The following is a 23,555-nucleotide window of genomic DNA, read 5'->3' on the forward strand; positions in this document are numbered from 1 at the left end:
AAGAGCATGCCAGTAAATAGCGTTTTATCTCGTCGGCAATTTTTGCATTATTCCGCCGCGGCGTTTGCCGCCAGCGCCTTTTCGCCGTCGCTCCGGGCGGATAACGCCATGCCCGGCATGTCGATGCCGCACGATCTGCTGCAGGGCGGCGCGGGCAAATGGGCGCTGGCGCAGCCGACGCCGGTGCGTCTGGCGGTCAATCTCAACGCCATCTGTCTGGCGCCGGTCGTGGTGGCGGATCAGCATCAGTTCTTTAAAGCGCACAACCTGGAGGTCGAGTTCGTTAACTTCGGCAACTCCACCGAGCTGCTGCTGGAGTCGATTGCCACCGGCAAGGCGGAAGCGGCGGTCGGCATGGCGCTGCGCTGGCTCAAGGCGCTGGAGCAGGGCTTTGACGTTAAGCTGACGGCGGGCACCCACGGTGGCTGTATGCGGCTGCTGACGCGCGACGACGGGCCGACCTCGCTGCAGGCGCTGAAAGGCAAAACCATCGGCGTCACCGATATGGCGGGCGCGGATAAAAACTTCTTCTCGCTGCTGCTCAAGCGGCACGACGTCGATCCCAATAGTGACGTGGACTGGCGCGTTTTCCCGCAGGACTTACTGCCGATGGTGCTGCAAAAAGGGGAGATTCAGGCGGCGAGCGGCTCCGACCCGGTGATGTGGCGTCTGACGCAGCAACCGGGCTTTCGGGAAGTCGCCACCAACCTCAGCGACGACTATGCCAACCTCAGTTGCTGCGTGATCGGCACGCGCGGCAGCCTGATCCGCGATCGCCCTGAAGTGGCCGCGGCGATTACCCACGCGATTTTGCAGGCCCACGCCTATGCCGCGCAGCATCCCGAAGTCATCGCACAGGCCTTTAACAGCAAGGCGTTGAATACCAATCCTGACGAAATCGCCAGCGTGCTGAAAACCCATACCCACGGGCACTATTCCTCAGGGGACGCCTTTGTGAAAGAGATCGATATCTACGCGCGCGACCTGAAGGCCATCAAGGTGCTGCGCCCGGAAACCGATCCGCTGCTGTTCGCCAAAGGCATAACTGCGAACGTGCTGGCGTAAAAAAATTCGGCAGCCCGAGGCTGCCGTTTTATTCCTCTGTCTCTCTTACAGCAGTAGCTGCGAGGTCTGCACCGCCGTCGCCTCTTTCAGGCTCTCCGCGGGGTGCTCGTGGCTGAACAGGCGCGTGCTGAGGTAGTTGACGCCGCCGTCGGCCAGCAGCAGAACGATGCGCTTGCCCTGATTTTCCGGCCGTGCCGCCAGCTGCTGCGCAGCAAACAGCACCGCGCCTGACGAATCTCCGACCAGTATGCCTTCCGCCAGCGCGAACTGGCGCGCAGCCTGATACGCCTGCCAGGTTTCCACCGCGATCGCGTCGTCATAAACCTGAGGATCCAGATTCGGCGGGATCCGCTCCGGCGGCTGGCCGCTGAAGGCGTGGACGCCGGTAATCTCCAGCGGTTCCGGATGCTGCGGGCTCGGCTGCGAGCCGATGCCTGGTTCCACGGCGACCACCTGAATGGCGGGATCCTGCGCTTTCAGATAGCGCCCAATGCCGGAGAGCGTGCCGCCGGTGCCTACCGAGGCGACGAAAATATCGAGTTTGCCCTGGGTATCGCGCCAGATTTCCGGACCGGTGGTCAGCTCATGCACGCGCGGGTTCGCCGGGTTCTGTAGCTGCTGAAGAAAATGCACGTCCGGCTCGGCTTCGGCCACCTGCGCCACCAGCCAGCGCGTGGCGGCGACAAAGTCGCCGTCGCTGGCCTCGTAGTAGTCGGCGAAGCCCGGCACGGTGCTGAAGGGCACCACCTCTGCGCCGTAGGCCTGAATAATCTTGCTGCGCTCGATACTGACGAAATCGTTGATATAGACGCGAAAGCGATAGCCTTTGGCCGCCGCGATCGAGGCGACGCCGATACCGGTGTTGCCGCTGGTGGTTTCGGCGATGATGTCACCCGGCTTGATAAGGCCGTCGCGCTCCGCCTGTTCAATCATCGCCAGCGCGATGCGATCCTTGACGCTGTGGTTAGGGTTAAAGAGTTCCAGCTTGCCGAGCAGTTCGGCGCGCACGCCCTGACGCTCGCTAAAGCGCGACAGGCGCAGCAGCGGCGTTTGGCCAATGAGTTCGGTCACAGAGTTATAGATAGATGCAGCCACAGGCGACTCCTCTTGAGAAAGCGTTACCATTTCACCGCGTTGCGCTGCCAGGCGAGCGTGCGGTCGCGCACCAGAAACAGCAGGGTGATCAGCGATGAGAACAGCACCGCCATCACGATCAGCGCGGCATACATATTGGCGTAGGCCGCCCAGCCCTGCGCCCACTGCAAATACCAGCCCAGCCCCGATTTAACGCCCATCATTTCCGCCGCCACCAGCACCGAAAAAGAGGCGCCTAACCCCATAAACAGCCCGACGAACAGGTGCGGCAGCGAGGCGGGAACCGCGACGCGCAGCACCAGAAACAGCGATTTCGCCCCCAGGGTGCGCGCCACGTCGTAATAGCGGCTATCGACGCTGGCGACGCCTGACCAGGTGAGCACCGTGACCGGGAACCAGGTCGCCAGCGCAATCAGAAACACGGCGGCGGCGAAGCTGGAGGGGAAAAAGTAGAGCGACAAGGGCAGCAGCGCCGTTGAAGGCACCGGGCCGAGAAAGCGCAGGATCGGATGCACCCAGTAGCCCAGCCCGCGTGACCAGCCGATGGCGACGCCGGTGATGAAGCCGACGACGCTGCCGTAGAGAAAGCCGAACGCCAGCAGGCGCAGCGAGTTGAGCACGCTGTCGAGCAGGCGCGGCCAGTCGGTGGCGTAAGCCTCGATCAGCGCACGCGGCGGGGCGAAGAAGGGCGCGGGCAGCAGCGCCAGCTTGGCGGTGACGTATTCCCACAGGCCGATCAGCAGCGCCAGCGCAATCAGCCAGCGGCCGCTGCGCTTCAGCGGCTGCCAGGCCTTCAGCGTGGGCGCGGCGCTGGAGCCGAGCACCAGCGCGGTAAGCAGCGTCGCTAGCGCGATAAACAGCTCGTGGGTCTCGTTGACGAAACGCGGCGTCGCGAAGCCCTGCGGCTTATCCGGTACGCCTACCATCAGCGCCACCAGCGCCCACCACGCCAGCAGCGCGCCCCACAACGCCGGTTCGAGGCGTCGCGACTCGGCGCGGCGGCGCAACGTCAGAATATCTGTGGCCATGCTGCTCTCCCTAACTCATTTTCATATGGTGATGCTGGCCGTTATCCGGCAGCAGATCGGGCACATAGTGATCGGCAAACTGCTGCGCGTCGGTGTCCGGGCGGATCACGTTGATTTTTTTCAGCTCGTTGACGTAGGTCGCCACTTCGCCGCGCAGCTGCGCCCCGGTGGAGTGGTGGCTGTGGGTATGCTCTTTCAGCATCGCGGCGATGGACTCGACCGGCACCGAGCCGGGCACGAACGGCTGGAAGATCTTCGCCGTCTCCTCCGGATGGTCGGCGGTCCACTGCTGCGCGTCGACAATCGCCTGGGTGATCGCCTGCGCAGTGTTGGGATCGTCGCGCACCAGCGAGCCGCGCAGCCCCAGCACGCAGCAGGTCAGGTGGGCATATTCGCCGTTCAGGTTATTGTCTACTTCTATCAGCCCGTGCTGCTGCTTCAGCAGCCAGCCCTGCGGATCATCGGTCGCCAGCGCCTGCACTTCGCCTTTGCGCAGCGCCTCGCCGAAGAGATCGGCGGGATACTGCAGCCAGTTCACCGCCTTATCGGGATCGATGCCCTGTTTCGCCAGCTGAATGGCGAAAAAGTTGCGGATTGGGCTCGCCTGGTCGGTCACCGCCACCGATTTGCCCACCAGATCTTTTACGCTACGGATGTTGCTGTTTTCCGGCGTCAGCAGACGCATGCAGCCGCCGTGGGTGCCAACAGTGAGATCGACGTCGAATCCCTGCTCCAGCGGCTTGAGCCAGCGCAGCGCCATGCCGATGCCGCCGTCCGCCTGACCGGTGGCGATCGCCTGCAACAGCGCGTCGGTCGGGCCGCTGAAGTTTACCGGCTCGACGTTGAGGCCATATTTTTTAAAGAATCCCTGCTTCAGCGCCACCGAGATGGGCGACTGGCAGACCGCGGTTTGTCCCCAGGCGAGTTTGATGGTTTTCAGTGGCGGATCCTCCGCCAGCACGGAACTGGTGAATACCGGACTTAAGCCGATTCCCGCACCCAGCGTGGCGAGGCCGCGCAGTACGGTGCGTCTGCTCAGCGAGAGTGAATGTAATGCCATAGCGCCTGTCCCTTTTAGTGAATTACCTGGAAACTAACGCATGCGCCAGACGTCACCAAATAACAATCCCGCATGTGCTCATGCGATATTTCATTATGAAGAACGGGCAAACCTATTACCGCTATCGGCATATTTCATTCGCGAGGCGCGTGCTATTTATGAGGTTATTAAGCGGACTTCGGAGACTATTTTATGGCGACGCAAGCGGCAGGCGTAAATATCGATATTGAAAATGTCAGCCACCATTTTACGCTGGAGGGCAGCGATTTGCCGGTGCTGGAAAATATCAGCCTGCAGGTGCGGCCGGGGGAATTTGTCGCGCTGCTCGGGCCGTCGGGCTGCGGCAAGTCGACGCTGCTGCGCCTGCTGGCGGGGCTTGAGCAGCCCGCCAGCGGCGTGCTGGCGGAAGAGGGGCGCGCCATCACCGCGCCGCATCCGTCGCGCGTGGTGGTGTTTCAGGATCCGACGCTCTATCCGTGGCGTACGGTGTACGACAACGTCGGGCTGGGGCTGCAGATCCGCGGCGAGAGCAAACAGGCGGCGCAGACCCGCATCGACGCCATGCTGCGTCGCGTCGGGCTGCAAGAGTTCGCGCGCGCCTGGCCGCATCAGCTCTCTGGCGGCATGGCGCAGCGCGCCGCGCTGGCGCGGGCGCTGGTCAACCATCCGCGCCTGCTGATCCTCGACGAGCCGCTCGGCAAGCTTGACTCGCTGACGCGCCTGCGCATGCAGCAGGAGATTGTCGATCTCTGGCAGGAGCAGAACTTCACCACGCTGATGGTGACGCACGACGTGGAAGAGGCGCTGGTGATGGCGAATCGTGTGGTGGTCTTTAGCTCGCGTCCGGCGCGGGTGCTGGACGTGATCGAAGTCGAGCAGGCCTATCCGCGCCGCCGCGACGATCCGGCGCTGGTGGCGCTGCGCAGCCGGGTGCTGGCGCTGCTGAGCGCGGAGCAGGCCGCCGCCTGACAAATGCCGCTTATTTCGTCAGGCGCGCCGCTATTTTCAGCGCGTTGTCGAAGATGGCGTCGGCGATCGCTGGCGGAATAGCCGCAGGCAGTTGCGCCCTGACGCGCGTCACGGCGACGGGCAGCGCCTCGGCGAAGAAGGCAAGGATCTGCGCCATCCGTTCCCTGGAGAAGCGCACGCTTTCAGCCGTGGCGAAGAAATGGCGTGGAAAGATTTTATCGATTTCGCTCTTTTTACCTTTCGACGCGCTCAGACCCATTGCCAGCTTCAGCTCGCGGATATTGAGACCCGCGCCGCCCAGCACCGGATAAGCGGAAAGAATGTCGTAGAAAGGCGTCAGCCGGTAGCTGCCGCCGCGCTCGATATAGAGAGAAAAGTTTTTCGCATGTCCATCTGTGGCACCGATCAGCCACTGAAACACCTGAAACTTCATAAAATCGTCGCGATCCTCAAGCGCATTGCTGGATCCCATCAGCAGCGACATGATCGTCGCGATGCCCGGGCCGCCGTCAGACTCATATTTGGTCGCCGAGGCGAGGCCGAGGCTCTGGCAGATATCTTCCTGCGGCAGACGCAGCAGCCGGGCGCCGTCGGCGCTCCAGCGGCGATCAAATCGTCTGACCGCCAGCGCGCGCAGCCTGCCTGCCGTAATAATACTGGCGTCGGGCACGCGGAAGCCCAGCTCACGCGCCAGCGCCAAGCAGACATACTCATTTTCCACGCTGTCGCGCATATCGAGGGTAGCGAAGGGCTGTTTAATTTCGCCGATCGGCAGCTTGATGATATGCGAGGTCGGCGTCGGACCCTGGGGGATCGCCCAGCCCCGATCGGTATGCAGCAGCGCGGTTTTCTCCTGCGCGCCCGCCACGGAGATGCGGAAATCGCGCTCTTCCGGGATCATGCCCAGCGGAATATCGCTCTGGTAGGCCGAGAGGATTTTTTCCAGCCGCGCAGCGTCGAGCGTTTCATAACGCACCGCAAGATCGGGCGCGGCGGCCTCTTCGGGCAGCAGCATCACCGCGCCGACGCTGTCGCGGCCTACTTCCCGCAGCAGATCGAACGGCTGCATCGATTTCGCCCGATAGCGGTTTAGGATGCGCTCCCTGACGCGCGGATTGTCCGGCAGCAGGTTGTCGAAAAAGTTAATCACGCTGACCGAGGCGATAGCGGGGTACTGCAGCGGCAGCGAGAGCGACAGCGGCCGCGCCAGCGGATTGCTCAGCCAGCTCGCCTCATACTGAAAAAGATGCGCGCCGTTTTTTTGTCGCGTCAGGGTGCCGACGCGCTCGCCGTTCATCCAGGCGATAAGCCGATCCATTACCAGTCAAGCTCCTTGCCGTTCTGCGCCGATTTACCCTGGATCACCAGTTCCTGCTCCAGCGACTGCAGGATCTTAAACAGCGTCGTCAGCGTGGTTTTGTCAGGATTGTTTTCAAAGTTCGACACCGTGGCCTGCTTGATGCCGACCCGGCGCGCCAAATCGCTCTGCGTCCAGCCGCGCTTCTGCCGTTCAAGCCGGATCAGCTGGGCCAGCTGTTTGGGGCTGTATATCATCGCCGCTCCTGATAAAAGGCGGGGATGCAGCTATCCCCGCCTGGGGGTAAACCAGAAAATATACCCACTAAAGGATAAAGTAAAGCGTATCCTTACTTGGGGATAAATCAGCCGCCCCAGCGCTGCTGCAGATAGCGAACGGCGGGCTGCGTCTGCGGCTGATTAAGGTAGTTTTCCCGGAACAGAATGGTGCCGTCGATGCCCGGTGTGCTTTCGTTCAGATCGAGCTGCTTCTTCAGCTCCGGCACGCCGCCTTCTACCGTCCAGTCTGGCTCGGTACGCGACGGCTCGCCGACTTTATAGAGCGCGACGCCGATATAAAGGCGCGTATGGGTCGGCTTCACCACCTGCGCCCACCAGTGCGCCAGCACGTCGTAGCGCGCCGCCTGTCGCGCGAAGGGCCAGTAGAGCTGCGGCGCGATATAGTCCAGTAGCCCCTGCTGCACCCAGCGTCGGGTATCGGCAAAGGCTTCGTCGTAGGCAGCCGCGCCGCGCGTGTCGGAGCCTGCTGCATCGTGCGACAGATTACGCCAGACGCCCGCCGGGCTGACGCCGAATTCCACCTGCGGTTTAATCTGCTTGATGGTGCGCGACACCTGCTCAATCAGCAGCTGCGTGTTGTGCCGCCGCCAGTCCGCTTTCGTGGCGAATCCCTGGCCGTATGTACGCCAGGTCTGTGCATCATTAAGCGGCGAGTCGGCCGTCTCTGCGTAGAAGTAATCATCGAACTGCACGCCGTCGACGGGATAGCGCCTGACCACTTCCGCTACGATGCTGGTGATCCAGTCACGCGCGTCCGGGATGCCGGGATCCAGCACCAGCCGATCGCCTGCGGTGCGGATCCAGTCGCGGTGCAGCACATAGACGCTGGCGGGATGCAGCGACAGGGTGCGGTTCAGCTCGGCAAGGGTTGACGGACGGGTATTGACGGCGACGCGGTAGGGATTGAACCAGGCGTGCACTTTCATGCCGCGCTTGTGCGCCTCATCCAGCATAAACATCAGCGGATCGTAGCCGGGATCGGCGCCGATAGTCCCGGTCAGCATATCGGACCAGGGCAGAATGTCCGAGCGCCAGAGCGCGGTGCCGTCCGGCTTGACCTGAAAGAAGACCGTGTTGATGCCGAGGCTTTTCAGCCTGTCGAGCTTGGCCGTCAGCGCCTGCTGCTGTAGCTGAATGCGCTGCGTGGCGCTGCTGACGTTAACCGAATTGACCGGCGGCCAGTCGAGACGGGAAACGGTCGCCAGCCAGACGCCGCGTACCGGCTGCTGCGCGGCTGCCGGCGTGGCTTTTTGCGGCTGCGGTTTCGCGGCGGGAAAGGGCGTGACCAGCGATTTGGGCGGCTCGGAGGCGCAGCCGGCCAGCAACAGCGCGACGGCGATCAGCAGTTTTTTGCGCGCCGCGCAGAAGGTGACGGTGGAATGACTAATGGTAAACTCCCTTTCATATCGCTAACTATCCGGAGAGCATCATTCTCTGGTTATCGTAGCGTAAGTCAACCGCTTATCGGAATGCGTTGTCTTGAGTAAAAAGGGGAACAGCAACCTGCAGAGGAGCGGATAAGAGGGGAAGGTTGCATACGAGGTGAAGGATGTCCGCTCTGTGTCAGACGCGGTGCTTCGCCCTCTTTGGGGCATCAAGTCTGTCTGCTGCGGATAAATTCCAGGAGTGAGTGTCAGATTGTGACGGCATACAGGCGAACATCAATCGGCACTTTAATAGAGCGGCCGTCCCGCTTCCTCAACGCTGACACTCGTGATCTGTTTTCCTGTAACCCGTTGAACTCAGGTCACAGGACCTTGCTACTACCGAGCAAGCTGTTTACTTGCCAGCCTGCGACATCTGCTGAGCGGCCTTCAGATGCTCCTCGACCACCGGCGTATGCGCGTCAGCCAGGGTTTTCACATCCGGATCCTTAATATTTTTGGCGTCACTCTGCAGTTTTGACAGCACCATCTTGTGGTCCATAGTGCCGGCATTTGTCATATACATCTTGTCAAAGGCGGTGCCGCTCTCTTTTTCCAGTTTCGCTGCCATGGTTTTGTGTTTGGCGTCCGGCTCCGTCGGCAGCGTCACGCCTTTTTGCTCGGCGACCGTCTGGACTTTGGTCAAAGCGGCGCCGTGATCGTCGACCATTTTCTGCGCGTAGGCTTTCACTTCGCTGCTTTGCGCTTTATTCAGCGCGATTTTGGCGGCAGCGACTTCATTAATATTGGCCTGCGCCATATCCTTCAGCGCTTTTTCATCGCCGGCGCTGAGTTTGCCGCCTGATGCGGTCTGGCCTGCGGCGCCGTTCTGCGCCGGGCTGGTTGGCGTCTGGGCATACACGCCAGCCGTGCTAAACATGGCGACTACTGCCGATGCGGTCAGCAGGGCTTTCAGGGTTTTATTCTTGTGCATATTGTTCTCCAGATACTTATAGGGTGGCTGGCGTCAGGCTATTAACCCCGGACAACCTTGTAGGGAAATCAGAAGTGCACTAGTGAGTATAGTGGGAGAACAATGTGAGGCTATAGAAATGACGAAAGCGCGAGCTAATAAGCACGAGCTGAAGGTCACTGGCATGCTAAATCCTGCGGCAATAAGGTCGTGAAGATCAGCGCAGCGCGCATAGCTGCTGATTAGGGATCGACTTGTATTGAACGAGCGCCAGATGACAGAAAAAGAGATTGCTGCCATCGTACCATGTTGATAGTCGGGAACCTTTAATAGAATATATGCTTCGCCCAATCAGGTGGCCGCAGATTTTTAATCATTACAGAGAAGATAACTGGTAGAGTATTTGATTGCGTCTTCTGCTTTTGGTGTAGCCATTCTGTCTGGCGCGCTTATATTTGCAGCTCAGGCGTTAGCCAGCCTATATGCCCTGTTGACGCCGGTTCCATCACTTTACACTGGCTTGAAATAAGCGGTGCAGCAAGTTTCTACAACCTACTGCACCCTATGACGACGATTTCACTACAAGGGCTCACCAAAACCATCAGCAAAAGCAGATTTTAATTCATTCATAAAGGCCAGTTCATCCTGCCCGTCACAAATTAAATCAATCATGGTGTTTCCCTTGATACCCGCGCCGAGAATACTCATCATCCCCTTAACAGGAATCTCTTTATCATTATTAACCAGCGTTAATGACGACTGATATTTTTTGACGATTTTGGCAAGCGTTGCGGCGGGGCGCGCATGAATACCTGTGCTATTGATAACGCGCACTTTTTGTCTAATCATCTTTTCTCCTCAAGAGGCTTTGTAGAGTGCGGGGTGATGTTTATTCATCAGCTGGATTTTAGAGTAAACGTCCTCTTCGACAGCCTGCTTTGCATTCGCCATAACGCGCGCCAGATTGGCCTCGTTATTATTGTTTACCCAGGCTTTACCAACGGTGGTGATAAAGGCTTTGCGCAGATCGCTCGCAATATTCACTTTGGCTACTTTGTAATTAATAAAACTGCGCAGAATATCCGCTTCAATACCAGAACCCCCATGAATGACCAGCGGTACCGGACTAACGGAAGCGATACGTTGCAGTAAGGGAATATCAATGCGCGGGATATCTTCCAGTCCGTGGACATTGCCAATAGATACCGCCAGCATATCGCACCCCGTTTCTTCAACGAAGCGCTGTACCTTTTCGGGTTCAGTTTTGCAGTCAGCCTCGCTGATATGGTCATCTTCCTTACCCAGAATAGCGCCCAGTTCCGCTTCGACGGGCACGCCAAAAGATTTACAAAAATCGACAGCTTCTCGGGTAAAAGCAATATTTTCTTCAAATGGCAAAGCCGCACCATCAATCATTATCGACGTAAATCCGGCCCTGACCGCCTGCTTAACATCGCCCAGCGTTTTCCCATGGTCCAGATGCAGACTGACAGGAACGTCCATTTTATCGGCATGCCGTTTAACAATTTCATAAATGTAATCGTATCCGGAAAGCTGCGCATTCGTTGGCGCGATCTGAATGAAATTAGGCAAGCCCGAACGCTCTATCGCATTAAGAATAGAGATTGTGGTCTCCAGATTAGTAGTATTAAACGCGCCAGCAAGCACGCGTTTCTCCTGAATACAATTGAGCAAGATCCTACCGTTGACTAAAGGCATATTAACTCCAGATATTAATGTGGATAAAGAAAGTAAATTAGCGAAAGACCGAGTCGTCAGCGCTATTCATTAGTAATCGATCCCTCCTGTTGCAGTTTAAAGCGGTAGAATGCAAGCCACTTCTGCTGAAATAGTTTCAACTTCGCAGAGCGAAGGGCGTCAGGAATATAGCGCGCAGCTACAGGAACCGGCGGGGGAGTAATATCCGGACAGGCTATCAGCAAGGCCCCAACAGAGACGGTTTCATCAAATGCTATCGCCTCGATCGGACATTGAAGGATGTCAGCTTTTAGCTGAAGCCAGTAGGGATTTTTCACCGCAGGGCCAATCACTTTAACCGTCGTATTTGCCGGAAGGCTGAAGCATTCATAGCAATGTGTAAATTCCATTGCCAGCCCGATAAACAGACTCTCCAGGAGAGATTCCGGAGCCAGCGTATCGGTCAAACCAAAAAGCAGGCCGCGAGAGTGGCGGTTTTTATTTGGCGACCCTGAACCCCGCAAATGAGGGATGAATACAGGCACTTGTTCGATAGACCAGGAGGGCTTGAGGTAGTGATCCAAAAGCATTTCCAGCGCAGCGTTAATTTCCTTGTCTGTCAAACGAAAGGTTTTCTTGCCCCATTCAAGCGCATAGCCACCAACGGGAAGAGAAGCGAAAAGGGTGAAAAACTCTCCATCGGAATAACAGCCATTTGCCAGCTTGTCTTTGCGAGCCTGACCATTAAGCGTCGGCTGCGTATTGAGCAGTAAAATACCTTCTGTAGTGCCGGTAGAGTTCAGTACCTCGCCCGGTTGCATCTGTAAGGCGCGAGCGCCAACCATATGATCGTGCCCGGCGAGCGTGACTTTAACCTCATATGAACATCCCAGCTCCTTTCTGAGCGCAGGCGTCATCCAGCCAGCTATTTCACCCGGCTTTATCAGCGGAGCCAGTACATTGAAGGGAATGCCAAGAATCCCGGCAGCCTTGCGAGACCAGTTACGGCGAGTAATATCCAGACACAGGGTTCTGCTGGCCATGGAAATTTCACTCTTTTTTTCACCCGTCATGCGCCACAGCAGCACTTCTGGCGCATGTAACCAGCAAATATCTTTTCGTCCATGCAGTGAGTAATTATCAAGCAACCATCGCATCTTGAATGCTGAGTAATTGCTGTGTAGAGGCAATCCGGTAATAGAGTAAATCTCTTCAGCCTCTGTTTTGCTTAATGACGAGAGGTAAGATTCACCTCGCCGATCATACCAGGCCAGCATTGGAGTCAGAATAGTATTCTCCTCATCGACAAAGACGCCAGACTCGCCGAAACTCGCAATGCTAATATTGTGTATCGGAAACGGTGTCGAAGATATCAGCTCTGCCATTATCACGCGTAGCGCCTGCCAAAGCGCGTCGATATCGAAATCGACCTCGCCTTTCTCAGACGACTTAACAGGCGTCGGAAATTTTCGGGTCTCCAGAACTGATGCGTCGTGACAGGAGTAACAGCTGACTTTACAGTTAGTTGTGCCAATATCAATGACAAGCGCTGCGCGGCAATCAGGCATAGACCGTTCCTTTTGTCAGGCGAAAGACACCGTAAATCATTAGAGCAACCACGGGGATTAACCCGATAGCAATGATATTGCCGTTGAATATTTCAAGCAGCCAGTAACGGAAGGGATTACCACCATCAAGGAAGCTGGATACCTGACCACTTGACCCTTCAGCCATTTTAAAATTAACGTCTTTCGCCATGCCGGTAATAAATGGCGCAATTTTGGTTGCGATCCACAAGTCAGCGGCGATAACAGGAATGGCGGTGATTACAGCCCGGAAAATATTTCCCCGGCAGGCCAGGACAATCATGGATGCCATTACCGCCAGGTTCGCGAGATCGCCAAGCGGCAGAACCTTATTACCAGGGAGCAGAAAAGCGATAAGCACGGAAATGGGCGTAAGTATCAGAGCCGTAGAAATAATGGCTGGATTGCCTACTGCTACTGCGATATCCAGTCCGATATAAAGGTCGTCGCGCCCTGGATATTTAGCATTCAGATATTTCTTGATTGCCTCAGACAGAGGCAGCAGACCTTCCATTAGAATGCGTACCATGCGGGGAAGAATAAACATGACGCCACCGATGCTAATCCCCAGCAGCAGGATATGTTTAAAGTCGTAACCCGCAATAATGCCCAGTAAAACCCCAAGAATGGTGCCCACCATCATGGGTTCCCCAAAGATCCCCAGCTTTTTCTGGACGTTCTCAGGGTCGATATGAATGCGATTCAGCCCAGGGATTCTGTCTATTATCCGGTCAAACAGCAGCCCTACCGGAAAGAAAACGACAGATGAGAGCGTTGGCAGCGAGATGCCTTCCAGACCAAAATATTTTGCGACTAGCGGCGCTGACCAGTCCGCCAGCTTGAGAACCACGACTGCCGCAAGCGCAGCTGCAAGAAGTCCCAACATAAAACTTCCGGTACTGTAGTAAACCAGCGTTCCCGCTAGCGCAAAGTGCCAGTAGTTCCACATGTCCACATCCACCGTTCTGGTCCTGTTGAGCGCCAGCATGGCGACATTGATCAGCATGGTCAGGGGGATGACGAACGGCGCAATGGGAGAACCCCATGTGATCGCGGCCAGCGGCGGCCAGCCCAGATCGACAACAGGAAGACTGATACCGGTTCGCTCAACCATTGCCTGCGCAGCAGGGCCAACGTTGCTGGTAAGAATGTCAAAAATGGCATAAATACCGACAAAGCCGATGCCGACTATCAATGATGAGCGAAGGGCTTTTGCTGGTTTGACTTTGAAAAATAATGCCAGAAAAAACAGAACCAGTGGCAATAAAACCGTTGGGCCAAATCCAAGGACATATTGCACAACGGTATAAAGAGTATGTGCTATATCTTTCATGTGAGACCTCTGTTCAGATGCGACCAGACCTCGCGTTAGCGCCTGGATAATTTACCTGTTTTTATATTTATAGGATTAGGCTTTCTCTTTAAGAATAGAAACTATTTTCTCCAGTACTTTCTCTTCTCCGACGCCTGTAATGATTGGCAGGCCATTTACGACCGGGATATTAAGCTCGTAGGGAACTTTTGTTGTGGAAACAATCAGCGTTGCGCCATCAGTATTATTTGGAAGCGACGCGACATTGGTCTGGGCATAATCGACCTTAAGCCCATTTTCCTTACAATATTCCATCACTTTTTCTGTTACTGCCGTGGAGGTTGCAATGCCCGTGGCACAAACGAACAAAATCATTTGACTCATAATTCACCTCTTTCAGATATACGTGCGTAAATAGACTGATAAACTTCATCATCATTCATGACCAGCAACTGCTGCATAAAATCCTCATCCTGGATAACATCCATAACCCAGCCCAGCACATTAAGCTGTTTATTGCTTTCACCTAACGCGAGCATGAATACCACTCTGACGGGAACGGACTCGGGTTCTCCGCCCATATCTTCAAAACTCACCGCTTCCGCCAGAATGCCGACGCTAATCGCATTCTGGCGAACATGCTTATGATCGGTATGGGGTATAGCGACGCCTACCGGTGTTACCGGGAGGCCTGTCGGAAATTTTTCCTCTCGCGCAATAACGTGGTCGGCAAAATCAGAGACAACCATCCCATCGAGAACTAATGGATTGGCCAGAGCCCTGATAATGTCATCCCGGCTTGTTTTTGTTGCAATGTGTCTAACATAATGTCGACGAAAATGTATGTCCTGCATGATTACCTCGTTACTCGTTAGCATCCCGGCGTTGTAAAATGGTGCCAAGATAATATTTATTCCCTTTTAGCCAGACGTTTCCAAACTCAACAGGCAGGCCTCTTGAGAAAAAAACAAGCTGTTCAAGATGGAGAACCGGCGCATCTTCAGCAATGTCAAGATAATGGCCACGCTCTTTCCCAATCAGTCGAGCGGCATAGCGACTTTCAGAAAAGCTTATTTTTTTATCAGAGAGTCTTTCGATAGTTGGAAATAAATTTTCTTTGTTAAAATCCACTTCTATGATGCCGGGGCAAAGGTCAATGTTGATGCGGTTTTCAATCAACATGACTTTTTCATCCCCAATAGCGCGCAGGCGCTCAAGAAACAAAACTTCTTGCCCCTGTCTAATATTCAATTTATCCGCAACAAAACGATTAGCTGGCTCAAGTCGGGCGGTAATCACGCTGGTTGTAAAATTTATCTTTTGACTGGCCAGCGCTTCAGCAAAGGAGAGCAATCCTTCCCCCAGTGGATAGGCAACGTTTTCCTTTTTCACAAAGGTGCCTTTGCCCTGAACCTGGATCAAAATACCTTCCCTGACCAGTTGGTTAACCGCTTTCTTAACGGTGCCGCGACTCACCTCCAGCATATCCATAATCTGATATTCAGAAGGGATCCGGTCATCTTCGGCCAGCTCGCCGCTATAAATGCTTTCCCTTATCCACTCCGCGACCTGCTGATAGAGCGGGGTTTGAGAACTTTTGCTTAATGTTTTCATGGCGCGCACCTGAACATTTAGGGTTGTCTATGGACAACTATGTACAACCTGAAAATCATCATAAGAAATTTCGATAAAAATGAGATGCGAAGGAGTCACAGTTTTGAGGTTCAAAACAGGATCAATTTTATGAGATATCGATCACATAATTACTGCTTCCTGCGGATGGAGATGAAAATAGCAGTGGCTTACAGGCAGGGAAATATCGGGGAAGCAGCACTTATGTGAAAATTATGCAGAGCTCAAGTCATTTTCGTTTATTGCGGCGGCATTGCTTTGACTATGCGGAGTGAGAACAACGTCACATTAATAATGAAACGACATTTCAATTCTTTCCATTAGCGTTGACAGTAGCAGTGTCTGGCTTTCGAATCAGCGTCTAATTCTCTTTAAAATTTCGACACTAATTCCTGTTAATCGGGGACATATTTGTATGGCTTTGTCTGCAAAGGAAAAACTCTTTAATAATCTTGTCGCTCATTACGCAGGCGGCGGGGCTGGCTTTACGGCGCAGGAGTGCGCCAAAATCGCCCAAATCAACCGCAGTGTGGTCAGCCATTATCTGAACCGACTGTGCGATGATGGATATTTGCGAAAAGAAAATACGCGGCCGGTACGCTTTTTTATCGTCCGTGGCCTTTCGGATAAGGCCTCGGCGCCGGCTGTTCTAAATAAAATGCCACGCGCATTCGCTTCATTGATTGGCTGCCACGGCAGCCTTGCTGAAGCCGTGTCCTTGTGTCGTTCCGCCGTAGATTACCCCGGCAGCGGGCTGCCGATACTGTTTGCCGGGGAAAGCGGCGTGGGTAAAAGCCACCTGGCTTCACTGGTCTATCAGTATGCGCTGGAGCGTGGCGTCATCCATTCGACGGCTCCCTTTGTTGAGCTTAACTGCGCTGATTATGCCAATAACCCGGAACTGCTCTCCGCCACGTTGTTTGGCTATATCAGAGGGGCTTTCACCGGAGCCGATCGTGAAAAACGCGGCGTATTTGATGAGGCCGATGGAGGTTTTCTGTTTCTGGACGAGGTGCATCGTTTATCTGCAGAAAACCAGGAAAAGCTGTTTATGTTTATGGATAAGGGCTATTTCTATCGCCTTGGCGACAGTCGCACATGTCGGCCTGCCAGCATACGTTTTATCTTCGCCACGACGGAAAATATCGAGACTGTTTTGCTCACCACTTTCCGTCGACGCATTCCAATAAGGGTAACTTTGCCCAATTATCTTTCCCGCCCACTGCCCGAACGTATCGCCCAAATTAGCCATTTCTTCCAGCAGGAGGCCGTGAGTCTGCAGCGGGATATTCACTATGATACCCAGTTGATGCATCAGCTTGCCACATCGCCGGTACGTGGCAATATTGGCGAACTAAAGAACCAGATAAAAGTGATGTGCGCGACGGCGTGGAGCAACGCCTCTGACTGCGGAGCGATCGCTCTTCAGGGCAGCTTGCCGGGTGGAGGCGTACTGGTCGCATCTGCCACGGCGAAAAGTGGAATACCGGATATCAGCGCGTTTTTGCCAAAAGCCTTGCATGATGAGGTTATTCTCAAGGAATTTTGCCATAGCGGAAACATACTGCTGCTAAACCGCAAGCTGGAACAGTTATTGACCGATATTAACGGCACCTTCTCTTCAGAATCGCTCTATAGCGGCTATATCTGGCAAAAAACGATGCGGGCGGTGAGGGATCTGGAGGATCAGTGCGGTATTCAGACAGGGCAGGAGCTGCGTAAAACCTTGTGGCTGTGTCTGAGCTATGCATTGCACACCATACAGGATGAAAAAACGCTGTCTGAACTCAGCGCTATTTCAGACTATGCGTCCGGGAAAGCCAGCATGTTGGCTGAAGAGTGCATGGCGCTGCTGAAAGAGCACGTCACTCCCCAGCCGCTGCCGCTGCTGCGTCCTTTACTGAGCTGTGCTTTTCATACTCTTGCCGGAGAGGACGATCCTGTCCAAGGCATTATTGTCGCCCATGGACGGAGTACGGCTAGCAGCATCGCAGGAGTCGCCAACCAGTTGAGCGGCGGCTATTACTTTAAAGCCTTCGATATGCCAGGCGCGACCTCTACTCGTGAAATTATCGACCTGTTGATCGCGCATGTCTCTCGGCTAAGGCAAGGAGCTGGACTCATTATTCTGGTCGATATGGGATCGCTGAAAGAAATATATGAGGAGATAAAACTTCATCTGCACGGCGAATTGCTGGTTATCAACAATGTATCAACGATGATGGCGCTGGATATTGCTTCAAAAATCCAGCAGCAGCTTTCGATGGCGGAGATTATTGAAAGCGCGCAAGGCGCTTACGAGGTGGAAACCAGATACTACGCTGGCGTGCTGCCAGGAAACAAAATCATTATTTCCTGTATATCCGGCGAGGGGATTTCTCGCAAACTGAAAGATATCTTCCTGCGATTTTTGGTACGCGAGGATCTCGACATTGTCACAATGGAATATGACGATCTGAAATGGAAGATTAACCATGCGGATCCCTCACTTAATGGTACCCGGCTAATCGTGACCACAACGGAACTGGAGGCGGGGTATATCCCTTTGCTCAGTGTCGAACAGCTCATTAAGGAGAGGGCGCAGATACTGAAGCGCGATTATTTTAACGGGCTATTACCGGAAGGCGCGCTGGAACCCATGATTGAGGAGATCGTGAAACTTTTTACCGTGGAGGGCATTGCCGGACGGCTAAGTTTCCTCAACCCGGTAGTGATTATTAATGAAGTCGAAGCTGTGATTAAGCAGTACGAAGAGTTTTATAAGATTCATTTTGAAAGCTATCTGCGGATGAATCTCTTCATGCACATCGCCCTGATGATCGAACGCGTGATGGTCAATAACGGCGTGCGCCACCGGGAGGAAGCAGCGCTGACGCCCCAGCAGCAGGCTTTCGCCGCGGTGCACGATACGTTTTTCCAGGCCCTTAACCGAAAATATCATCTCAGTCTCCCCCTGACAGAAATCCTGATGATCTATGAAATTATGGAACCCTGGATCGCGGTTGACACACCGGCCTAAAAAATCGTCCTGCCGGTTTTCCGGCAGGGCCTTCGACACTGATTGCATCTCCGCTTTAAACACTAAAATCTTCCTTTAAATTACATTGAAAATCAATAGATTACAATTTTGGCATATCTCTTGCTGAAGGGAAATAAATCATTTGTCTTAGAAAGGAATATGGAATGCGAGAGATCTATATCGCCACTCACGGGCGCTATGCCGAGGGTATCGTATCGGGCCTGAATTTGCTGCTGGGCGAGGATCATGGCGTTACGCCTCTCTGCGCTTACTGCGGCGATATCGGCTCAACAGCAGAGCTTGCCGCACGCTTTGAGGAGATGGCCGCTCGGGCTGCCGCGCAGGGGAATGAACTGGTGCTGTTTACCGATATGTCTGGTGGCAGCGTAAACAACACCGCGGTACAGATGCTCATTAAATATCCCCATGCGCATGTCATCAGCGGCGCGAATCTAATCATGCTGATGGAGTTCTGCATGTCAGAACACAGCACTACCGTGCTTCGATTGCATGACGCGATTGCCGCTGCGACAGAGGCGATGCAATACATGAATGTTCTGCCGGAAATTATTGCCGCCAGAGATGCCGCGCCATCAGAGAAGCCAGCGCGCAACGACGATTTCTTCGCTGAGGAGAGTGGACGATGACTATCAGACGCGAGCCGCTTAATTCCCGCTATATCGATGCTCAGACCAACCTGGATAAAGCATGGCTGAGCGAAGCGATTGCCGACGTGCTGAAAAAGCTGGATGCCATGCTGCCGCGCTTTTCCTCAACTTTTCCTGCCGCCAGCGGTACAGCGGGGGTTTATCCGGCGGTTGAGCAAGTGGACTGGACGGAAGGATTCTGGACCGGCATGTTGTGGCTGGCCTGGGAAGTCACGGGCGACAATAAATATCGCGCGGCGGCTGAAAACCTGCTCGACAGTTTTGAAGAGCGTCTCGATAAACATATCAAGGTAGACACACACGACCTGGGATTTTTATATCTGCTTTCCTGCGTGAATGCGTGGAAACTTACCGGAAACAGACGTGCGCGCAATCTTGCCCTGCGAGCGGCTGAGCTGCTTTATCAGCGGTTCAATCCCACCGCGGGCGTTATTCAGGCCTGGGGGGATTTGGCCGATTCTGCTCGCCAGGGACGGATGATCATTGACTGCAACCTAAACGTTCCGCTGCTGTTCTGGGCGGCAGATGAGACCGGCAACGTGCATTATCGAGACGCGGCCGCTCAGCATCTGGCGCAGGCGGCACGATACCTTGTACGGGAAGACGCATCTACATTCCATACCTGGTATATGGATGTCCATTCCGGCCAACCGCTGCGCGGCGATACCCATCAGGGGTTCAGCGATGATTCGTGCTGGGCGCGCGGCCAGGCGTGGGGAATATATGGCTTTGCGCTGGCGTTCAACCATACCGGCGATATTACGCAGCCGGAACTTTCGCGAAGCCTTACTCACTACTTCCTGAACAGGTTGCCGGATGATTATGTCTGCTACTGGGATCTTATTTTTACAGAGCGGGACCAGGCATACAGGGACACCTCTGCAGCCGCTATCGCCGCTTGCGGTCTCGCAGAACTGTTAAAGGTCCTGCCGCTGGCCGATCCTCTGCGGTCGGCCTATCACAATGCCATCGCGCTAATAATGCGCAACCTGCGGGAACATTACTTCATCCATCAGCAAGACGGCCTGCTGCGGGAAGGTGTTTATAACTTTGGCCGCAATATGGGAATAAACGAACCTAACCTGTGGGGCGATTACTTTTACTTTGAAGCCCTGGTTCGCCTTTCCCGCATCTGGACCCCTTACTTTTGTTAAACGGAGCTGCACATGATTTCTTTAGTTCGCATTGACGATCGGCTTATTCACGGCCAGGTGGCCGTCGTCTGGACCAGGCACCTGGGCGTCAACCGTATCCTGGTGGCTAACGACCAGATCGTTAATAACGAGGTACAAAAAATGTCGCTGCGTATGGCCGCGCCGGAGACCGCTAAGTGCGGCATTATGACCGTAAAAGATGCCGGCGATGTCCTGAACGATCCCCGTGCCGAGGGCATGCAAATTATGGTGATTATCAACAATGCCGCTGATGCCCGTCGGTTGGTTGAGCAGGTTCCAGCGATCAAGACCCTGAATGTAGCCAATTATGGCCGCATCACCGAAAACCTGGCGGCTAAAACCCGGCTCAGCGATACCGTCTATGTAACGCCCGAAGACGCCGCTGATTTTCGCGCCATTGCCGAGCGGGGCATAAAGGTTGAATACCAGGTTCTGCCGTCTCATCCGGTGAAAGACCTGATTGAGATGCTTGAAAACGTCGGCTGCTGAGAGGTCAACATGTTAACTTCTGCATTGCTTGTTTCGCTGGTGATGTACATTGCCAAATTTGCCGATCATACCCTTGGCCAGCCCCTTATCGAACGTCCATTAATATGCGGTGCGATGGTGGGACTGGTGCTGGGGGATCTGCAGCAGGGGATCATTATTGGCGCCACGCTGGAGCTGATTTTTCTTGGCACCATCACTATTGGCGGCTCGGTGCCTGCAGATCTTGCCGTGGGTTCGGTACTGGCGACAGCCTTTACTCTCCTTACTCGCGCCGAACCGGCCGTTGCGGTCGCACTGGCGCTACCCATTAGTCTACTGGCCGTCTTTGTCTACCAGGTGCTTAAACTGGTTTATACCGCTCTGGTGGAGAAATACGACGCACTTCTGGAAGAAGGCCGCGATCGGGCTGCGCTAGGAATGACGTTTGGCATGACGATGTTCTACGGCGTTCCGTTTGCTGTTCTGGCGTTCCTCGGCATTTTATTTGGCACCGACGTGATCCGCAGCCTGGTGGATAGCATTCCCCCGGCCGTCATGCGCGGTATGACGGCCGCAGGCGGCATTCTCCCTGCGCTGGGTTTTGCCATTCTGCTTAAAGCGCTGTGGAGCCGTAATCTGGCGGCCTTCTTCTTTATCGGTTTTGCGATGGCGGCTTATTTGCAGCTGCCAGTTATGGGGATTGCCATGATTGCCGGCTCTGTTGCGGTCTATCTCTGCTTTAACGAATTCAACCAGCTTAAAATCAATAAGCAGGCAGCGGTAGCAGCTGCTCCGGCGGACGATAAGGACGGGTTTTTCAATGACTGATACGCTAAAAAATGTCGTCGCCTGTAGCGATGAAAAAAGTGACAAGAAACTATTCCGTCAGCTCTTTATTCGCCAGTTTCCTCTGCTGGGATCGATGAACTACACCCGCATGGAAGGGTTAAGCTATGGCTGGGCGCTGGCGCCGATGCTGAAAAAAATCTATGCAAACGAACCACATCGTTATCTGGAATCACTGAAGCGCAACAGCCAGTTCTTTAATACCAACCAGCACATCGCTCCCTTTATTATGGGACTGACGCTGTCGATGGAAAAAGAGAATGCGGCCAACCCTGACTTTGATACCTCTAGCATTAATGGTATCAAGGTAGCACTGATGGGACCCTTTGCCGGGATAGGAGACTCTTTCTTTTACGGCGTGCTGCGAATTATCGCCACCGGCGTTGCTATCGGGCTGGCATCGCAGGGGAACCTGCTCGGTCCGCTATTGTTCCTGCTGATCTATAACATTCCCAGTTTACTGCTGCGCTATTACGCTGGCGTAGCGGGATATCGACTCGGGTCAAAATATATTACGGAGGCCACGCAGTCCGGGCTTCTGGGCTGTATAACCAGAGCTTCCACCATAATGGGACTGATGATGGTCGGCGCGATGAGCGCCAGTATGGTGAAATTTACCACGACGTTTAAAACCACCATTGCCGGTCAACCTTTTGTCCTCCAGGACATTCTCGACAAAATTTGTGTGGGTCTTATCCCGCTGCTGCTGGTTCTGCTGTGCCTGAAATTACTCAACAAAAAAGTCAGTCCTAATAAGGTACTGATCATGCTGATTGTTATAGGTTTTGGTGCCGCAGGCATCGGCATTATTTAATCCTGTCCCCTCGGAAGAGGGGACACATTCAACGTCTTTTCCTTTATTCCGCAATTTTGTCAGAACGCGAACCATGACAACAGTCAGCCATCTGCAGTTAAGTTGCAGATGGCTGTGAATTTTATATTGCGCCTTTAAATCAGACCCACGGAGATAATATGTCCTGGACAGCAGCGATGTTCTCACGGCAACCTGAAAAATTCAGACAGGTATATTCTGACGAGGTGCTAAAGCGCGTCAGAAACAAAACATCCTTATTTCCCAGGTTAATTACGCCAGACAATTTTCAACAACATCAGGATCAGCTTCGCCACGTCGATGTCATCTTTTCTACCTGGGGAATGTTTCCGCTGACGGAAGAACAGCTGAATGCCTTGCCCGCGCTAAAGATTGTGTTTTATGCCGCAGGCGCAACGGACTATTTCGCTGCGCCTTTTATATCAAGAGGCGTCAGGATTGTGAGCGCATGGAAAGCCAATGCTATCCCTGTCGCCGAGTTTTGTCTTGCACAAATATTGCTTGGATGTAAAGGCTATTTCCGCAATAGCAGAGAGTATACTCATCCGGAAAAGTTTGATGCGCTGGCCCATCATCATCAGGCCCCTGGTATATATCAGGAAAAAGTAGCGCTCATAGGCGGGGGCGCCATTTCACAGGCTCTGCAGCACCTTCTGCGACCGTTTAATCTTGAAACCGTTGTCGTGCCCTCCAGGCAAGAGAAAAGAGAGGTAAGCCTGGAACAGGCATTTTCTACTGCCTTTATCATCAGTAATCATTTACCTAATCGGGCTGATAACGCTGGCGTGCTGAATGCAAAATTATTCCGTCTGATGCGCCCTGGCGCTGTCTTTATAAACACCGGCCGTGGCATGCAGGTAAATGAAGCGGATTTAATCGCTGTTTTACAGGAGCGTCCCGATCTGACTGCACTGCTTGATGTATCGAAGCCTGAACCTCCGGCGGCGGGTTCTCCTCTCTATATCTTGCCGAACGTGCAGTTAACCACTCATATTGCAGGAGCGCTGAATAATGAAGTCGGGCGCCTGACAGACTATATTCTGGAAGATTTTGAGCGCTGGAAAAATAAGGAGGCCTTATGGTATGAAGTCGGCAAGGATATATATAAATAATGTTACATGCATCAGTTCATTTCACTCAGTATTGGTCAATATCAGTGTCATTTTATT

At 54.2% G+C, this 23,555-nt stretch carries 23 protein-coding genes; 9 read left to right on the forward strand and 14 right to left on the reverse strand.

From position 1 onward, the window contains the following. Positions 1-6: 6 nt before the first annotated feature. Positions 7-1,065 carry an ABC transporter substrate-binding protein gene (locus PVE98_RS20760; protein WP_096074040.1) on the forward strand — a complete coding sequence of 353 codons (1,059 nt, stop codon included), beginning with the start codon at positions 7-9 and terminating at the stop codon, positions 1,063-1,065. A gap of 45 nt (positions 1,066-1,110) precedes the next feature. Here the strand turns inward: PVE98_RS20760 and PVE98_RS20765 are convergent, their stop codons facing one another. From PVE98_RS20765 to PVE98_RS20775, 3 genes are read right to left on the reverse strand one after another with little or no spacing between them, the layout of a single operon-like run. Continuing rightward, positions 1,111-2,160 (reverse strand): PLP-dependent cysteine synthase family protein, encoded by a 1,050-nt coding sequence (locus PVE98_RS20765; protein ID WP_227741440.1) that lies wholly within the window; start codon positions 2,158-2,160, stop codon positions 1,111-1,113. 23 nt (positions 2,161-2,183) lie between these two features. Then, positions 2,184-3,188 (reverse strand): ABC transporter permease, encoded by a 1,005-nt coding sequence (locus PVE98_RS20770; protein ID WP_096074038.1) that lies wholly within the window; start codon positions 3,186-3,188, stop codon positions 2,184-2,186. Positions 3,189-3,198: 10 nt separating this feature from the next. Continuing rightward, positions 3,199-4,248 (reverse strand): ABC transporter substrate-binding protein, encoded by a 1,050-nt coding sequence (locus PVE98_RS20775; RefSeq protein ID WP_096074037.1) that lies wholly within the window; start codon positions 4,246-4,248, stop codon positions 3,199-3,201. Between the two features lie 192 nt (positions 4,249-4,440). Between PVE98_RS20775 and PVE98_RS20780 the strand changes: the two genes are divergently transcribed. After that, positions 4,441-5,217 carry an ABC transporter ATP-binding protein gene (locus PVE98_RS20780; protein ID WP_096074036.1) on the forward strand — a complete coding sequence of 259 codons (777 nt, stop codon included), beginning with the start codon at positions 4,441-4,443 and terminating at the stop codon, positions 5,215-5,217. 10 nt (positions 5,218-5,227) lie between these two features. On the opposite strand, the gene PVE98_RS20785 is transcribed toward PVE98_RS20780, so the two are convergent. The 11 genes from PVE98_RS20785 to PVE98_RS20835 all read right to left on the reverse strand — a co-directional run bounded on the left by PVE98_RS20785 (position 5,228) and on the right by PVE98_RS20835 (position 15,360). After that, on the reverse strand, positions 5,228-6,535 hold the full coding sequence (locus PVE98_RS20785; protein WP_033748516.1) for a type II toxin-antitoxin system HipA family toxin: 1,308 nt from the start codon (positions 6,533-6,535) through the stop codon (positions 5,228-5,230). Next, positions 6,535-6,771 (reverse strand): type II toxin-antitoxin system antitoxin HipB, encoded by a 237-nt coding sequence (gene hipB / locus PVE98_RS20790; protein ID WP_033748518.1) that lies wholly within the window; start codon positions 6,769-6,771, stop codon positions 6,535-6,537. The genes PVE98_RS20785 and hipB overlap by 1 nt, the downstream gene beginning before the upstream one ends. 107 nt (positions 6,772-6,878) lie before the next feature. Continuing rightward, positions 6,879-8,201, reverse strand: a complete 1,323-nt coding sequence (locus tag PVE98_RS20795) for a glycoside hydrolase family 10 protein (protein ID WP_096074034.1) — start codon at positions 8,199-8,201, stop codon at positions 6,879-6,881. Positions 8,202-8,592: 391 nt separating this feature from the next. Further along, positions 8,593-9,171, reverse strand: a complete 579-nt coding sequence (locus tag PVE98_RS20800) for a DUF4142 domain-containing protein (RefSeq protein WP_096074033.1) — start codon at positions 9,169-9,171, stop codon at positions 8,593-8,595. 558 nt (positions 9,172-9,729) lie between these two features. Next, complete coding sequence (locus PVE98_RS20805; RefSeq protein WP_096074032.1) at positions 9,730-9,999, reverse strand: HPr family phosphocarrier protein; 270 nt, start codon at positions 9,997-9,999, stop codon at positions 9,730-9,732. Positions 10,000-10,008: 9 nt separating this feature from the next. Continuing rightward, complete coding sequence (locus PVE98_RS20810) at positions 10,009-10,869, reverse strand: class II aldolase (protein WP_096074031.1); 861 nt, start codon at positions 10,867-10,869, stop codon at positions 10,009-10,011. A gap of 62 nt (positions 10,870-10,931) precedes the next feature. After that, entirely contained in the window at positions 10,932-12,416 is a 1,485-nt protein-coding gene (locus PVE98_RS20815; RefSeq protein WP_096074030.1) for an L-fuculokinase, read from the reverse strand. Then, complete coding sequence (locus tag PVE98_RS20820; protein WP_313619790.1) at positions 12,409-13,767, reverse strand: PTS galactitol transporter subunit IIC; 1,359 nt, start codon at positions 13,765-13,767, stop codon at positions 12,409-12,411. The genes PVE98_RS20815 and PVE98_RS20820 overlap by 8 nt, the downstream gene beginning before the upstream one ends. Before the next feature lie 75 nt (positions 13,768-13,842). After that, complete coding sequence (locus tag PVE98_RS20825) at positions 13,843-14,130, reverse strand: PTS sugar transporter subunit IIB (protein WP_096074028.1); 288 nt, start codon at positions 14,128-14,130, stop codon at positions 13,843-13,845. After that, positions 14,127-14,600, reverse strand: a complete 474-nt coding sequence (locus PVE98_RS20830; protein WP_096074027.1) for a PTS sugar transporter subunit IIA — start codon at positions 14,598-14,600, stop codon at positions 14,127-14,129. Before PVE98_RS20830 ends, PVE98_RS20825 begins: the two co-directional genes overlap by 4 nt. 10 nt (positions 14,601-14,610) lie before the next feature. Further along, positions 14,611-15,360 (reverse strand): GntR family transcriptional regulator, encoded by a 750-nt coding sequence (locus PVE98_RS20835; RefSeq protein ID WP_313619793.1) that lies wholly within the window; start codon positions 15,358-15,360, stop codon positions 14,611-14,613. Between the two features lie 433 nt (positions 15,361-15,793). On the opposite strand from PVE98_RS20835, the gene PVE98_RS20840 reads away from it, so the two are divergent. The 7 genes from PVE98_RS20840 (at position 15,794) to PVE98_RS20870 (ending at position 23,498) form a co-directional block, all read left to right on the forward strand. Next, a complete protein-coding gene (locus tag PVE98_RS20840; RefSeq protein ID WP_096074024.1) occupies positions 15,794-18,397 on the forward strand; it encodes a sigma 54-interacting transcriptional regulator in 2,604 nt (867 codons plus the stop codon). Positions 18,398-18,561: 164 nt separating this feature from the next. Beyond that, on the forward strand, positions 18,562-19,044 hold the full coding sequence (locus PVE98_RS20845; protein ID WP_096074023.1) for a PTS sugar transporter subunit IIA: 483 nt from the start codon (positions 18,562-18,564) through the stop codon (positions 19,042-19,044). Beyond that, on the forward strand, positions 19,041-20,219 hold the full coding sequence (locus PVE98_RS20850) for a glycoside hydrolase family 88 protein (RefSeq protein WP_096074022.1): 1,179 nt from the start codon (positions 19,041-19,043) through the stop codon (positions 20,217-20,219). The genes PVE98_RS20845 and PVE98_RS20850 overlap by 4 nt, the downstream gene beginning before the upstream one ends. A 12-nt stretch (positions 20,220-20,231) precedes the next feature. Further along, complete coding sequence (locus tag PVE98_RS20855; protein WP_096074021.1) at positions 20,232-20,729, forward strand: PTS sugar transporter subunit IIB; 498 nt, start codon at positions 20,232-20,234, stop codon at positions 20,727-20,729. A 9-nt stretch (positions 20,730-20,738) separates the two neighbouring features. Next, complete coding sequence (locus PVE98_RS20860; RefSeq protein ID WP_096074020.1) at positions 20,739-21,536, forward strand: PTS sugar transporter subunit IIC; 798 nt, start codon at positions 20,739-20,741, stop codon at positions 21,534-21,536. Then, complete coding sequence (locus PVE98_RS20865) at positions 21,529-22,368, forward strand: PTS system mannose/fructose/sorbose family transporter subunit IID (RefSeq protein WP_096074019.1); 840 nt, start codon at positions 21,529-21,531, stop codon at positions 22,366-22,368. Before PVE98_RS20860 ends, PVE98_RS20865 begins: the two co-directional genes overlap by 8 nt. A gap of 158 nt (positions 22,369-22,526) precedes the next feature. Beyond that, on the forward strand, positions 22,527-23,498 hold the full coding sequence (locus tag PVE98_RS20870) for a hydroxyacid dehydrogenase (RefSeq protein WP_096074018.1): 972 nt from the start codon (positions 22,527-22,529) through the stop codon (positions 23,496-23,498). The last annotated feature ends 57 nt before the right edge of the window (positions 23,499-23,555 follow it).

This window comes from Pantoea sp. GABEPS69 (genome assembly GCF_045780835.1).
GTDB lineage: Bacteria > Pseudomonadota > Gammaproteobacteria > Enterobacterales > Enterobacteriaceae > Pantoea > Pantoea septica.